We start from the raw sequence: 14,963 nt of genomic DNA, 5'->3' as shown, positions 1-14,963 counted from the left end.
CACTTTTTAAGCTTGAATTGTAGTGTGTTTTGTGTTTAAACTGAAAAGCATTTCTGGTTTCCCGATGCAAACTTTATGCACGTTGTGTTTTATGGCGTGAAAGCAATTATTCAGTTTTGGCAGCATGCCATCTGCAATAATACCTTCGTTGATTAATGTTTTATAATTTTCGGAATTGATGTTTTCGATAACCGAATCATCGTCATTTACATTTTGCAACACGCCGTTTTTCTCAAAGCAATAATACAGTTCGGTTTTAAAAATTTTTGCGAAACCTATGGCCAATTCCGATGCAATAGTATCTGCATTGGTGTTGAAAAGCTGTCCGTTTTCATCGTGGGTAATGGCACAAAAAACGGGTGTTACTTGGTTGTTTAAAAGCACCTCTAAAGTGTTTGTATTTACCTTTAACACATCGCCAACAAATCCGTAATCAATATCCTTTACGGGGCGTTTTTCCGATACGATAGCGTTTCCATCGGCTCCAGAAAACCCAATGGCATTGCACTGATTTGCCTGTAATTTTGCGACTATATTTTTGTTGATTTTACCGGCGTAAACCATGGTAATAATGTCTAAAGTATCGGCATCCGTTATGCGACGGCCATTGGTCATTTTTACTTCAACACCCATTTGATTAGCCAATTTTGTTGCTAATTTTCCGCCACCATGCACCAATATTTTCGGCCCTTTAATTTTTGAGAAGCCTTCCAAAAAATGATGCAATGCCTGCTCGTCATCAATAATATTGCCACCTATTTTTATAACCTTTAGTGTTTGCATTTTTTTAATTTTCGTCAAGCTGAACTTGTTTCAGCTTCTCATTACTTTTTTATGTGATTCTGAAATAAATTCAGAATAACGGATTACTATAAATCTTCCAAAATACTCTTCAAAACCCATTGCGCCGCATAGGTTCGGTTATTTGCTTGCTGTATTACCAATGAGTTTTCACTATCTAAAACCGCATCTTCAACCACCACATTTCGCCTTACGGGTAAGCAATGCATAAATTTGGCATCGCCTAATTTTTCTTTGGTAATGATCCAATCCGAATCTGTTTTTAACACCTTACCGTAATCGTTATACGAGCTCCAGTTTTTTGTATAAACAAAATCGGCATCTTTTAAAGCCTCTTCTTGATTGTAATTCACCAGCGTATTGTCTACGATTTCGGGATTCAAATCGTAACCTTTAGGATGGGTAATTACAAAATCGACATCCATATTTTGCATCGCATTAACAAAACTATTTGCAACGGCGTGCGGCAATGCTTTAATATGTGGCGCCCAACTTAACACCACTTTGGGTCTGTTGTTTTTTTTGTGTTCGGTTATGGTAATCGCATCGGTAAAACCTTGTAACGGGTGCGCTGTGGCACTTTCCATGTTTACTATAGGCACCATGGCGTATTTTGCAAACGATTTAAGCACCTGTTCGCTCTCATCTTTAACCTTATCTGTTAATGTTGGAAATGCCCTAACGGCAATAATATCGCAATATTGAGACACCACAGCTGCAGCTTCTTTTATATGCTCGGCAGTTGTACCGTTCATAACACTGCCATCTTCAAACTCGATGCCCCAAGCGTCACCGGAAACATTCATCACTATAGGATTCATTCCCAAATTCAAAGCGGCTTTTTGAGTGCTTAACCGCGTGCGTAAACTGGAATTGAAGAATAACAATCCTAAAGTTTTGTGTTTTCCTAAGTCTGAAAACTCTAACGGATTTTTTTTAAGTTGAATGGCTTCCTCGATGGCTTTAGGGAAGTTTTTAATGTCTGAAATGTTGGTGTACTTTTTCATTTATAATACTTTTTTTAAAGCTTCAAAAAACACATCAACATGCTCTTTTTGAAGCGTTAAAGGCGGAAGAATTCTCAGTAAATTAAGATTTTTAGCGCTTCCTGTAAAAATATGGTGTTTAAAAATCAAATCTTTTCTTAGGGCGGCTATGGAAGAATCAAATTCCAGTCCCAACATCAACCCTCTTCCTTTTACGGCTTTTATTTGCGGAATGGTGTTGGCTTTTTCGATAAAATATTCCGAAACTGTTTTCGCATTCTCCATTAAACCTTCGCATCGCATCACTTTTAAAACGGCCAATGATGCGGCACAGGCTAAATGATTACCGCCAAAGGTTGTTCCCAACAAGCCGTAAGAGGCTTTTATGGACGGATGAATTAAAATACCGCCAATCGGGAACCCGTTACCCATACCTTTTGCCATCGAAATAATATCTGGCGTAATGCCGTGCTTTTGATAGGCAAAAAAATCGCCGGTTCGTCCAAATCCACATTGAATTTCATCGGCAATTAAAAGGGTATTATACTGTTTCGATAAGCGTTCCAATCCCTTTAAAAACTCGGTTGTAACTTCATCCAATCCGCCAATACCTTGAATGGTTTCAATAATAATGGCACAAACATCGTTTTTTGCCAAGGCCTTTTCAACGCCCTTTAAATTACCAAATTCGAAAAGCTCGACCTCTTGTTGCGCATTAATTGGGGCAATAATTTTAGCATTATCGGTTGCTGCAACGGCTGCCGATGTACGCCCGTGAAAGCCATTTTTAAAAGCAATCACTTTAGATTTTCCTGTTTGAAACGAGGCTAATTTTAAAGCATTCTCGTTAGCTTCGGCACCAGAATTGCATAAAAACAATTGGTAATCCTTACAACCCGAAAGCGCTTCAATTGCTTCAGCTAATTCAACCTGTAACGGGTTTTGAATGGAGTTGCTGTAAAATCCAATGTTATTTAATTGATTGCTCAACGAACACACATATTCCGGATGCGAATGCCCTATGGATATCACGGCATGTCCGCCATAAAGGTCTAAATATTCAATCCCGTTTTCGTCGTAAACAAAAACGTCTTTTGCTTTAACGGGAGTAATATCAAACAACGGATAGACATCAAATAGACTCATAACTGTTCTGTTTTTATAGTGTTGATTTTATTAAACGAGGTTACCATACCTTGAATTAACGAGGAGCTCAATCCTTTGTGTTCCATTTCATTCAACCCTTCAATCGTACAGCCTTTTGGCGTGGTTACTTTATCAATTTCCTGTTCTGGGTGGTTGCCCGTTGCAATTAGTAAACTCGCCGCACCTTCGCAAGTATGCATTGCCAAATCCTGAGCCGTTTCGGCCTCAAAACCCAACTGAATGGCCGCTTGTGTAGTGGCTCTAATCAGTCGCATCCAAAAGGCAATACCGCTTGCACAAACAACGGTTGCCGCTTGCATTTGGTTTTCCGGAATCGCAATCGATGTGCCTAAACGGTTAAAAATGGCCTCGGCAATTTTAATGCGCTCCGCCCCTTTTTCGTTACTACATAAACAGGTTATCGATTTCCCAACGGCAATGGCGGTGTTTGGCATAGCGCGAATAATAAATTGGTCCGAACCAACAATAGCTTCCATTTTCGGAATTAAAAATCCGGTAATGGTCGAAATCAGCACATGTTTCTCAGTTAGCAAAGGTTTAATATCCCTTAAAATGGTTTCAAAATGCGCCGGTTGTACCGCAAAAATAATGATGTCCGATTGTTTAACCGCCTCAGCATTATCCGATGTTAAATACACATTTTGGTAGCCCTCAAATTCTTGAATAGCGTCCAAATTTCGTTTTGTTAAGTACAAAGTGGTAATCGCATTGCTCGTAATTAAACCCTTTGCAATCGATTTTCCTAAGTTCCCTGTTCCTATTATGGCTATTTTCATATTTATGTTTTTTTGCCACGAATTCACGAATATTTTTTAGACAACAAAGTCTTTAAATTAATGGCTTATTCTTATGATTTTTCATTTTCCAGACCTGTCAGGTTTTTAAAACCCGACAGGTCTAAGTTTATTTTAAAAGAAATTTGCTTTTAGTTGAATGCCTTCGGTTTCATCAAAACCAAACATTAAATTCATGTTTTGAACCGCTTGACCCGATGCGCCTTTTAATAAATTATCGGTACAGCTGGTAATCAGTAATTTATTGTCGTGTTTATGTAAATGGATTAAACATTTGTTGGTGTTTACCACTTGCTTTAAGTGCAACTCGTTATCCGACACAAAGGTGAATTTTGCATCTTTATAATAATCCTTGTAAAGCGCTTTTGCTTCCTCTAAACTGCCATTAAAATGGGTGTAAAGTGTAGCAAAAATACCTCTTGAAAAATTCCCACGATTGGGCATAAAAATAAGCTCTGACGAAAAATTATTTTGCAATTGCTTTACCGATTGGTTGATTTCCCCCAAATGCTGGTGCGTAAACGGTTTGTAATACGAAAAGTTATTATCACGCCATGTAAAATGTGTGGTTTTAGATAACGATGTTCCTGCGCCTGTGGCTCCCGTTACGGCGTTAATATGTACATCGTTTTGCAGCAATCCATTTTTGGCCAAAGGCAATAATGCCAATTGGATGGTGGTTGCAAAACAACCGGGATTGGCAATATATTCTGCCTTTTTAATGGCTTCTTTTTGCAATTCGGGCAAACCGTAAACAAAGGTTTTTCCGTTAAAGACTTTATCTTTTTCCAATCTAAAATCATTACCTAAATCGATGATTTTTGTATGATCTGAAAAAGTATTGTTCTTTAAAAACTTAACTGAATTTCCGTGGCCCAAACACAAAAACAAGACATCGACATTCGGATTGATGGTATCGGTAAATTTAAGCTCTAAATCGCCCACCAAATCTTGATGAACATCGCTAATTTTATTCCCGGCATTCGATGTGCTATACACAAAATCAATTTCAGCTTTGCCGTGATGCATCAACAATCTAATCAATTCGCCTGCGGTGTATCCCGCGCCTCCAATAATTCCTACTTGTAACATAATTAATTATTTACTTGTTGATATATTTTATTCTGATTGCCTAAAATTTTAATAAACCCTTTGGCGTCATCGGCAGTCCACGCTTTGTTTTCCTCACCATAACTTCCAAATTTAGCAGACATTAAATCGTGTTTTGACACAATCCCGTCTAAAGTAAAGTGATAGGGTTTTAAAGTGACCGTTACCTCGCCCGAAACCTTGTCCTGACTACTTTGCAAAAAGGCTTCAATGTTTCGCATTACAGGGTCTAAATATTGGCCTTCGTGCAAATGCATCCCGTAAAAACTAGACAAATATTCTTTGTGCTGCAATTGCCATTTGGTAAGCGTATGTTTTTCTAATAAATGGTGTGCTTTAATGGTAATTAACGCTGCTGCAGCCTCGAAACCAACGCGACCTTTAATACCAACAATCGTGTCTCCAACGTGGATATCTCTGCCAATGGCATAAGGCGATGCCAAATTATGCAACACTTCAATATTAATTTCAGGGTCGTTTTCTACACCGTTAACGGCTACCAATTCGCCTTGTAAAAAACTTAAGGTAACTTTTTCGTCCTTGGCATGTTTTAATTGCGACGGATACGCTTCTTCGGGTAATGGTTTTTCTGAGGTTAAAGTTTCTTCGCCACCAACGCTCGTGCCCCAAAGTCCTTTATTAACCGAGTATTTTGCTTTGTCCCAGGACATATCGATACCGTTACTTTTTAGGTACTCAATCTCTTCTTGTCGCGATAATTTTTGGTCTCTAATGGGTGTTATGATTTTAATATTTGGCGCCAAGGTTTGAAAAATCATATCGAAACGCACTTGGTCGTTTCCTGCGCCCGTACTGCCGTGGGCAATATATTCGGCGCCGATACTTTTAGCGTACTCCACAATTTCAATGGCTTGAATAATACGTTCGGCACTTACCGATAATGGGTAAGTATTGTTTTTAAGTACATTGCCAAAAATTAAATACTTGACTACTTTTTGGTAAAACGTGGCAATGGCATCAATATTTTTATAGGTTGTAACGCCCATTTTATATGCGTTACTTTCAATAGTTTTTATTTCTTCTTGGGTAAATCCGCCCGTATTTACACTTACGGCATGTACGTCGTATTCTTTTGATAAACTTACCGCACAATACGAGGTGTCCAACCCGCCACTATATGCTATTACTAATTTTTTCATTTTAAATTATTTTATAATGTCCGCCTTTCGGCAACCGCCGTAGTTAAGCTTCGGCGTTAATTTATTTTTTATTCTTTTTTAAAAGCAAGGTTTCTTTAATCTTTTTTAATCGTTTAAAAGTCTTTTCCTTGACTCGTTTGGTTACCTTGTTTTTAGCTTTTTCCGGATCGTACAACATGCCCGTGCACAAACACAATTTCCTGTTGGTTCTTGTTAAAACATCGTAGTTTTTACAGGTTTGACAACCATCCCAAAACGATTGGTCGTCGGTTAATTCAGAAAACGGCACCGGTTTGTAACCTAAATCGCTATTCATTTTCATTACTGCCAATCCTGTGGTAATACTGAAAACTTTAGCCTTTGGGAATTTTTTTCTGGAATGCTCAAAGATTTTGTGTTTAATTTTCTTGGCTAAACCCGCGCCCCTATAATTTGGGTGCACAATCAAGCCCGAATTGGCAACATATTTGCCATGTCCCCATTTCTCAATATAGCAAAAACCCGCAAAGTTATTACCGTCTAAAGCAATAACGGCGTTACCGTTTTCCATTTTGGTCATAATATATTCAGGAGTTCGTCTGGCGATTCCCGTGCCTCTAACATTTGCGGACTCCGCAATGGTGTCGCATATTATTTGAGCGTAAATACTATGAGATTTATCAGCAATAATGACTTTCATTATTTTGATTTATTTGATTTGATTTTAAAATTATTTTGGTTTTTTGAAAAGCTGAACCGGACTCACCTAAGTTCAATAATTTATAGCATACCCTTACGGGCGACGTGGAAAGTTACGGCGTACAACGTTTCTATTATTTAAAGAAATAATTGTTTTTTGAAGTTGTAATGTGGAATTTGATATAAACATGATAAAAAATAAAATTAAACGTATACGGTTATTAAGGCTAAATAGAAGAATTAGCGGCGGCGGTTGCGCAAGCGCAAACTGGGGGAAAACGTACGTATTTTATTTTTATTTGAATTCATTGGTGTAAAACTAAAAATTAAATTTTATTAATGGCTTAAAGTTTTATGATTTTTTAAAATAATTATGAAATTTTATTCAAATGATGCTTTTTGCTTTTAATTCTTCATTTGTAAGCGATTATATTTAAAATATCTTTTTTTATTGGCTACATTGAGTATATAACAAAAATGGTTAGAATATGGGAGGTCAGTCTGAACGCAGTCGAAGACATTGAAAATATCTTATTTAATAGCCTTTCGACTGCGCTCAATGTGACACTTTTAATTTTTATCATTTCCCATGGCTACAAGATATAATCGGTGCTTATAAAATTAGAGGCTTTTTTGTCTAACAATCCTTTTAAAATGGCATTGTTATAAGGATTGTCTTTTGATGCCACAAAGGTTCTTATTGAAAACGAACGTAGCGCATCATGCACACTTAATGTCCCGTAGGCCGAATCTTTTCTTCCGGTAAAAGGGTATACATCGGGTCCGCGTTGGCAAGAACTATTCAAATTCACCCTACAAACTAAATTAACCAAAGTATCAATTAACGGCGAAAGTGTATCAATGTCTTTACCAAACAAGCTCACTTGTTGGCCGTAATTGGATTCTGCCATATCATCTAAAGGAGTTTCAATATCGGTGAACGGTACAATAGGAATTACAGGGCCAAATTGCTCCTCTTTAAACACTCTCATAGTTTTCGTTACTGGATATAATACCGCTGGAAAAATAAAATTATCAGATGTTTCGCCCCCTTTTTCATTAAGCTTTTTAGCTCCTTTTTCTAAAGCATCATCAATTAATTCTTGAATATAACCTGGTTTTTCAACTTCTGGAAGCGGTGTTAATTTCGCGCCGGCTTCCCAAGGATTCCCAAATTTAAGGGCATCTACTTTTTCTGAAAAACGCTTGTTAAACGCATCCACTATAGATTCGTGAACGTACAGCACTTTTAAAGCCGTACAACGTTGCCCGTTAAACGATAGCGTTCCTGCAATGCATTCTTCAACAGTTAAATCCAAATCGGCATCGGGCAGCACAATGGCTGGGTTTTTCGCTTCCAAACCTAAAACCATACGCAATCTATTTCCTTTCGGGTGTTGCGCTTGCAATGCGTTGGCAGATTTACTGTTACCAATTAAAGCCAACACATCTATTTTTCCAGATTGCATTATGGGCGTTGCCAAAACACGACCGCGGCCATAAACTACATTTACCGCACCTTTTGGAAAGCTGTTTTGAAACGCTTCCAACAATGGGGAAATTAATAAAACACCAATTTTTGCCGGTTTAAAAATTACGGGGTTTCCCATAATTAAAGCCGGAATTAACAAAGTAAACGTTTCGTTAAGCGGATAATTATAAGGCCCCAAACACAACACGACACCTAAAGGGCCACGGCGAATGTGCGCATTAACACCTGAATTTTTTTCAAACTTTGCCGAGCTTCTATCTATTTGTTTATAAGCTTCAATGGTATCGTAAATATAATCGACGGTTCTATCAAATTCCTTTTCAGAATCCGGTAGATTTTTGCCTATTTCCCACATTAAAAGCTTAACCACTTCCTCGCGTTTGGTTTTCATTTGCTCCACAAACTTTTCCATGCACGCAATACGGTCAATCACCTTCATGGTTGGCCATAAACCTTGACCTTTATCGTAAGCTAAACAAGCAGAATTCAAAGCATCTAAGGCTTCCTTTTCGCCCAACTGCGGAATGGTGCCTAAAAGCGTTGGGCTATAGTTTTCTGTTGAAGAAATCGTTGAATAAACTTCTGCCGTATCGCCATGCCATTGTTTTAATTCGCCATCAACCAAATACGTTTTTTGATGTAAAAGGGATTCGATTTTATAGGCGTCCGGAATTTCTGAAAAAGTCGTTTTCATCTGTTTATGTTTTTTTGTTTTTCATCCGTCAGAGGTCATTTGCCAGTAAACATTTTTATTGGTTTTAAGAATGATTCATGGCTAATTTCAAGTCCAACTTTTAGTTTTAAACTACTGCTAAGATATTTATTTTTCAGCTTAAAGACTTTTAAAAACAAGGGTTTGTTTTAAGAAATACGATATTCTTAACAGTTTAATTACATGTTGATATAATATTTATGGCTCAAACGTTTTCGGCTGTTTATTTTATGGCAATCCGATTTATTAATAAAAGAACAATGAAAGATATCCAGTGTTTTTAACAAAAAACTTCTTTTAATTCAAAAAAGCGTGGCAATTAATTATAAATACTTATATTTTTATACAATTAAACACGCTTTAAAAACCAACCATGAAAATAAAAAAAATATTAGTTGCCAATAGAAGTGAAATTGCCATTAGGGTTTTAAGAGCCTGTAGCGAAATAAACGTGGATACGGTTGCCATTTACACTTACGAAGACCGCTACTCGCAACATCGATACAAAGCCGATGAATCGTATCAAATTGGAGAGAACAACCAGCCTTTAAAGCCGTATTTGGATATTGATGCCATCATCCGATTGGCAAAATCAAAAAACGTTGATGCCATTCATCCGGGTTATGGTTTTTTATCCGAAAACTCAACATTTGCGAGAAGATGTGCCGAAAACGGCATTGTTTTTATTGGCCCAAACCCTGAAGTTATGGATGCTTTGGGCGACAAAATAATGGCTAAAAAAATAGCGGTAAAATGCAACGTTCCTATTATTGAAAGCAATAAAAAGAAATTATCCTCTTTAAAAATCGCTTTATCTGAAGCCGAAACCATTGGTTATCCGTTAATGCTAAAAGCCGCTTCGGGCGGTGGTGGTCGCGGTATGCGAATTGTTAGAACTGCGGAAGATTTAGAGCAGAATTTTGATTCAGCAAAAAACGAAGCCTTAAACGCTTTTGGTGATGACACCATGTTTTTGGAAAAATATGTTGAAGACCCAAAGCACATTGAAGTGCAAATAGTTGCCGATAACCATGGTAATATTCGCCATTTATTTGAGCGTGATTGCTCGGTGCAGCGTCGCCATCAAAAAGTAGTCGAGGTCGCGCCCTCGTTTGGGTTACCGGAGCGGGTAAAACAAGAGCTATACAATTACGCCGTTACTATTGCCCGAGAAGTGAGCTATAATAATATTGGCACCGTTGAGTTTTTATTGGATAAAAACCATAACATTTATTTTATTGAAGTTAACCCACGAATACAAGTGGAGCACACCGTTACCGAAATGGTAACCGGCATCGATTTGGTAAAAACCCAAATATTCGTGGCAGGTGGCTATAAATTATCCGACAAACAAATTAAGATATTTGACCAAGAAAGTCTATCTACAAATGGTTTTGCGTTGCAATGTCGACTTACAACCGAGGACCCTGAAAATAATTTCACCCCAGATTACGGCACGATTTCAACCTACCGCAGTGCCTCTGGCATGGGTATTCGTTTGGATGCGGGGAGCATTTACCAATCATACAGTGTAAGTCCGTTTTTCGATTCCATGCTCGTAAAAGTTTCAGCGCAGGGCAGAACTTTAGATGGTGCGGTTAGAAAAATGACACGCGCTTTAAGGGAGTTCCGTATTCGTGGTGTAAAAACCAATATTCATTTTCTTCAAAACGTAATTCAGCACAAAACCTTTAAAGCCGGTAAAGCTTCCGTTAATTTTATTCAAAATACACCGGCTTTATTTAAAATAAAATTACCGCAGGATCGTACCACAAAAATCACTCAATATTTGGGCGATGTTACCGTAAACGGAAACCCAGATGTGAAGTTTACCGATGCCTCAAAAGTGTTTAGAGACCCCAAAGTGCCAAAATTCAATCATATTGATGCATACCCAAAAGGCACCAAAAACCTGTTGACCGAATTGGGTCCTGAAAAATTTTGCGAATGGTTAAAAAACGACACTAAAATCCATTATACCGATACCACCATGCGCGATGCGCACCAATCGCTATTGGCAACCCGAATGCGGACTTACGACATGCTGAAGGTGACCGAAAGTTTTGCGAAAAACCACCCAAACACCTTTAGTATGGAAGTTTGGGGAGGCGCCACTTTTGATGTGTGTTTACGGTTTTTACACGAAAACCCATGGGGCCGACTAAGAGAACTTCGTGCCGCAGCCCCAAACATTTTATTGCAAATGCTGCTTCGGGGTTCAAATGGTGTGGGCTACAAAGCTTATCCTGACAATTTAATTGAAGCTTTTGTTGAAATGGCATGGGGAAATGGGGTTGATGTTTTCAGGATTTTCGATTCACTCAATTGGGTTACCGCCATGGAGCCCAGTATATCTTATGTGCGTAAAAAAACAGACGGTATAGCCCAAGCTGCAATAAGTTATACAGGTGATATTTTAAACCCGAAACAAACCAAATACGACTTAAAATATTACATGCAACTCGCCAAGGATTTAGAAAATGCCGGCGCCCACATGATTGCCATTAAAGATATGGCGGGCTTATTAAAACCTTATGCCGTAACAGAGTTGGTCGCTGCTTTAAAAGACACCGTTAATTTGCCCATTCAATTACATACACACGACACATCTTCTTTACAAACAGCCACCTATTTAAAAGCCATTGAAGCGGGTGTAGATGTGGTTGATGTTGCCCTTGGCGGATTATCGGGGTTAACCTCGCAACCCAATTTTAACGCCATTGTTGAAATGATGAGATATGAAAAACGAGCCCATCATTTTGATATGGGTACGCTTAATCAATTTTCAAATTTCTGGGAAGATACCCGCGAACTATACTATCCGTTTGAATCTGGTTTAAAATCTGGAACTGCCGAGGTTTTTCAGCATGAAATCCCTGGTGGACAATATTCAAATTTACGTCCGCAAGCTACAGCTTTAGGATTGGCAGACCGGTTTGATGATGTTAAGAAAATGTACGGAGAGGTAAATACCATGTTTGGCGATTTAATAAAAGTCACCCCTAGCTCTAAAGTGGTCGGTGACATGGCTATTTTTATGGTGACAAATAATTTAACCCCCGAAGAAGTTATGGCGCGCGGGCATGAAATTTCGTTCCCGGAATCCGTTATAAATTTCTTTAAGGGCGATTTAGGGCAGCCTGTTGGTGGCTTTCCCAAAAAACTTCAAAAGATTATTTTAAAAGACAAAAAACCTTATAAAGACAGGCCTAACGCCCATTTAAAACCCATAGATTTTGATACGGAATTTAAGGCATTCGCAAAAAAATTCCAAAAAGGGTTTACACGACCCATCGAGTTCGAAGACTTTTTATCGTACTGCTTATATCCTAAGGTTTTTGAAGAAGCACATAACAAATACAAGCGCTATGGCAGCTTAAGCCGACTCCCAACCAAAAGTTTCTTTTACGGCTTAACCAGCGGCGAAGAAATATTGGTTACGCTGCAACCGGGTAAAACCCTTATCGTAAAACTACTCTCGGTAAGCGAACCCAATGAAGATGGCATCAGACTCGTGTTTTTTAGAGTGAATGGGGAAAACAGATATGTTGAGGTTCACGATAATAAATTAAACATCGTAAAACAGGAAAATAAAAAGATAGACCCTGAAAACGCAAATGAAATAGGTGCGCCCTTACAAGGTTCGCTATACAAAGTTTTGGTTAAAAGAGGTCAGGAAGTTAAAGAAAACGAACCGCTATTTATTATTGAAGCCATGAAAATGGAAACCACCATTGTTGCATCTCATGCAGGTAAAATAAAATCGATAACTTTAAATTCTGGCACCATGGTTAAACAAGATGATTTGGTTCTTACTATGGAGTAATTCAAATTAATACTATATTTACCTAAAATTTTTATTAAACATGAAAAAAGCAATTTTAGCATTATCTATCGGACTCGTAATTCTAGCTTGTAAAGGAGAGAAAAAAAGTGAAAAATTAGAATCAAACACAGAAAACAATACAGTAAACAACGAATGGATTTATCTTTTTGATGGCTCCAGTCTAGATGGGTGGCGAGCTTATAATGGAGATTCTTTGCCCCCGGGCTGGGTTATAAAAGATGGTGAATTGACTTTTGATACCGAAATACGTACAGAAGCCAATCGTAAAGGTGGCAAAGACATTATTTATGCTGCGGAAGAATTCGATAATTTTGAACTGTATTGGGAATGGAAGATTCCTGAAGGCGGAAATAGCGGTATAATGTATCATATACAAGAAGGTGATTGGCCGCCGTACGAAGTGGCTCCAGAATATCAAATGTTAGATGATTTAAAATGGGAAGAAATCAATGATGCGACCTTGGAAGAATGGCAGAAAACAGGAGCTGACTACGCCATGTATGTACCGGATTTAAGTCAAAAAATAGTTAAACCAGCTATGGAATGGAACACTTCCCGCATCATTTTCACAACAGAAAAAGTAGAACATTGGCTAAATGGCAAAAAACTGCTTGAATTTGTGCCCTGGTCTGAAGATTGGGAAAGTCGAAAAAAAGAAGGTAAATGGAAAGATTTTCCAAAATATGGTACTTTTAAGTCTGGCTACATTGCTATTCAAGACCACGATAGCCCCTTATGGTTACGAAACATAAAAATTAAAAAATTATAACTGAACATACACGAAAATGAATAAAAGAGACTTTTTAAAAAAGAGCGGATTAGGCGTGGCAGGTTTGGCCATTGCACCTACGTTATTAATGAGTGCTGCCAAAACTAAAAATGGCCGTCTTAGAACCGCACATATTGGCGTTGGCAACATGGGACTGGCCGACCTTAAAGATACCGCTTCGCATCCTTTGGTTGATGTTACCGCATTATGTGATGTTGATTCAAATTTTCTTAACGAAGCCAAAAAACTTTACCCGAACGCAAAAACGTTTTCAGATTATAGGGTTATGCTAAAGGAGATGGAAGACGAAATTGATGCCGTAATTGTTTCAACTCCAGACCACACCCACGCTCCAGCTTCTATGCTTGCCATGAACATGAATAAACCCGTGTATTGCCAAAAACCATTGACGCACCACGTCTCTGAAGCTCGTGCGATGAGCCAGCTCGCCAAAGAGAAAAACTTGGTGACACAAATGGGTATTCAAGTACATTCTTTTTATGATTATAAATTGGCGACTTTATTAATCCAATCCGGGATAATAGGAAAAGTACATACTGTACATGCTTGGTCGCCAAAAAACTGGGGATACGATGGTCCGGCACCTGAAGGCAACGACCCCATTCCCGACACTTTAGATTGGAATTTATGGTTAGGCACATCGGCTAAACGCTCCTACAAAGAAGGGGTTTATCACCCAGGAAATTGGCGTAAATTAATGGATTACGGCTGTGGCACTTTAGGCGATATGGGTGTTCATATTTTTGATACACCGTACAACGCTCTTGAGCTTGACGTCCCTAAAACCATAAAAAACGAATGCCGTGAGCCCAACGGTTTCGGTTTTCCGGAAAAAAACACGGTAACCTATGTATTTCCTAAAACAAAGTACACTACCGAAACCTTAAAATGGATTTGGTACGACGGCCCAGGAGCGCCAAAAGAACACGAAGATTTAATATTACCGGGCGCAAAAAAAGAGACTTCTTCAGCGACAAAAGACAAAAGTTTAGAAGACAAAATGTCCCTTGATACCAAAGTTGCTTCAGAAGGTGTTTTACCCGAACAAGGCGCCATGTTTGTTGGCGAAAAAGGACGCTTGCTTTTACCTCATTTTATGCAATTACCAAAGAAAATTGTAAACGGGGAGTATGTTGATATATCCTCGGAAATTGAAGCGGTTGAAAAAGCAAATAATATGGGCAAACCCATACGCAATTATGCTTCCGAAGGACCAAAACATTACCATCAATTTGTAGATGCCTGCTTTGGTAAAGATGAATGTACGGCACCGTTTTCGTATGCCTCAAAATTAACAGAAACCATTCTTTTAGGGGTTATTGCGGGTCGTTTTCCAAATCAAACACTGCATTGGGATAGTGAAAATGCAAAATTTTCTGAGGAAAAAGCCAATCAGTATTTAGATGGGGATTATCGTGAATTTTAA

The 14,963-nt window shown here is 38.3% G+C and carries 11 protein-coding genes; 3 read left to right on the top strand and 8 right to left on the bottom strand.

From position 1 onward, the window contains the following. Positions 1 to 6: 6 nt before the first annotated feature. The 8 genes from argB to RNZ47_RS09265 form a co-directional block, all read right to left on the bottom strand. Positions 7 to 783, bottom strand: coding sequence for an acetylglutamate kinase (argB, locus tag RNZ47_RS09300; RefSeq protein ID WP_311939142.1), 777 nt, complete (start codon positions 781 to 783; stop codon positions 7 to 9). A gap of 86 nt (positions 784 to 869) precedes the next feature. After that, complete coding sequence (locus RNZ47_RS09295) at positions 870 to 1,808, bottom strand: N-acetylornithine carbamoyltransferase (protein ID WP_311939140.1); 939 nt, start codon at positions 1,806 to 1,808, stop codon at positions 870 to 872. After that, positions 1,809 to 2,933 carry an aspartate aminotransferase family protein gene (locus RNZ47_RS09290; protein WP_311939138.1) on the bottom strand — a complete coding sequence of 375 codons (1,125 nt, stop codon included), beginning with the start codon at positions 2,931 to 2,933 and terminating at the stop codon, positions 1,809 to 1,811. It lies immediately after the preceding gene. After that, on the bottom strand, positions 2,930 to 3,730 hold the full coding sequence (proC, locus tag RNZ47_RS09285) for a pyrroline-5-carboxylate reductase (RefSeq protein ID WP_311939136.1): 801 nt from the start codon (positions 3,728 to 3,730) through the stop codon (positions 2,930 to 2,932). Before proC ends, RNZ47_RS09290 begins: the two co-directional genes overlap by 4 nt. Before the next feature lie 132 nt (positions 3,731 to 3,862). Next, positions 3,863 to 4,840, bottom strand: coding sequence for an N-acetyl-gamma-glutamyl-phosphate reductase (gene argC, locus RNZ47_RS09280; RefSeq protein WP_311939135.1), 978 nt, complete (start codon positions 4,838 to 4,840; stop codon positions 3,863 to 3,865). Between the two features lie 2 nt (positions 4,841 to 4,842). Next, a complete protein-coding gene (locus RNZ47_RS09275; protein ID WP_311939133.1) occupies positions 4,843 to 6,018 on the bottom strand; it encodes an argininosuccinate synthase in 1,176 nt (391 codons plus the stop codon). Between the two features lie 61 nt (positions 6,019 to 6,079). Further along, on the bottom strand, positions 6,080 to 6,697 hold the full coding sequence (locus tag RNZ47_RS09270) for a GNAT family N-acetyltransferase (RefSeq protein ID WP_311939131.1): 618 nt from the start codon (positions 6,695 to 6,697) through the stop codon (positions 6,080 to 6,082). Positions 6,698 to 7,289: 592 nt separating this feature from the next. Beyond that, the gene (locus RNZ47_RS09265; RefSeq protein ID WP_311939129.1) at positions 7,290 to 8,882 is read right to left on the bottom strand and encodes an NADP-dependent glyceraldehyde-3-phosphate dehydrogenase; all 1,593 of its coding nucleotides are present in this window, start codon (positions 8,880 to 8,882) and stop codon (positions 7,290 to 7,292) included. A 391-nt stretch (positions 8,883 to 9,273) separates the two neighbouring features. On the opposite strand from RNZ47_RS09265, the gene RNZ47_RS09260 reads away from it, so the two are divergent. From RNZ47_RS09260 to RNZ47_RS09250, 3 genes are read left to right on the top strand one after another with little or no spacing between them, the layout of a single operon-like run. After that, complete coding sequence (locus RNZ47_RS09260; protein WP_311939127.1) at positions 9,274 to 12,726, top strand: pyruvate carboxylase; 3,453 nt, start codon at positions 9,274 to 9,276, stop codon at positions 12,724 to 12,726. Positions 12,727 to 12,766: 40 nt separating this feature from the next. After that, positions 12,767 to 13,516, top strand: coding sequence for a 3-keto-disaccharide hydrolase (locus RNZ47_RS09255; RefSeq protein WP_311939125.1), 750 nt, complete (start codon positions 12,767 to 12,769; stop codon positions 13,514 to 13,516). Between the two features lie 16 nt (positions 13,517 to 13,532). Continuing rightward, positions 13,533 to 14,963 carry a Gfo/Idh/MocA family protein gene (locus tag RNZ47_RS09250; RefSeq protein WP_311939123.1) on the top strand — a complete coding sequence of 477 codons (1,431 nt, stop codon included), beginning with the start codon at positions 13,533 to 13,535 and terminating at the stop codon, positions 14,961 to 14,963.

The organism is Hwangdonia seohaensis, assembly GCF_031932625.1.
GTDB lineage: Bacteria > Bacteroidota > Bacteroidia > Flavobacteriales > Flavobacteriaceae > Hwangdonia > Hwangdonia seohaensis.
This window is presented reverse-complemented; position numbering and strand designations above follow the sequence as displayed.

Bases quoted from the DNA above. Each gene is read 5' to 3' on its own strand.
- RNZ47_RS09265 (WP_311939129.1), bottom strand. From the start codon at position 8,882: ATGAAAACGACTTTTTCAGAAATTCCGGACGCCTATAAAATCGAATCC.
- RNZ47_RS09275 (WP_311939133.1), bottom strand. From the start codon at position 6,018: ATGAAAAAATTAGTAATAGCATATAGTGGCGGGTTGGACACCTCGTAT.
- RNZ47_RS09270 (WP_311939131.1), bottom strand. From the start codon at position 6,697: ATGAAAGTCATTATTGCTGATAAATCTCATAGTATTTACGCTCAAATA.
- proC (WP_311939136.1), bottom strand. From the start codon at position 3,730: ATGAAAATAGCCATAATAGGAACAGGGAACTTAGGAAAATCGATTGCA.
- RNZ47_RS09290 (WP_311939138.1), bottom strand. From the start codon at position 2,933: ATGAGTCTATTTGATGTCTATCCGTTGTTTGATATTACTCCCGTTAAA.
- argB (WP_311939142.1), bottom strand. From the start codon at position 783: ATGCAAACACTAAAGGTTATAAAAATAGGTGGCAATATTATTGATGAC.
- RNZ47_RS09260 (WP_311939127.1), top strand. From the start codon at position 9,274: ATGAAAATAAAAAAAATATTAGTTGCCAATAGAAGTGAAATTGCCATT.
- argC (WP_311939135.1), bottom strand. From the start codon at position 4,840: ATGTTACAAGTAGGAATTATTGGAGGCGCGGGATACACCGCAGGCGAA.
- RNZ47_RS09250 (WP_311939123.1), top strand. From the start codon at position 13,533: ATGAATAAAAGAGACTTTTTAAAAAAGAGCGGATTAGGCGTGGCAGGT.
- RNZ47_RS09295 (WP_311939140.1), bottom strand. From the start codon at position 1,808: ATGAAAAAGTACACCAACATTTCAGACATTAAAAACTTCCCTAAAGCC.
- RNZ47_RS09255 (WP_311939125.1), top strand. From the start codon at position 12,767: ATGAAAAAAGCAATTTTAGCATTATCTATCGGACTCGTAATTCTAGCT.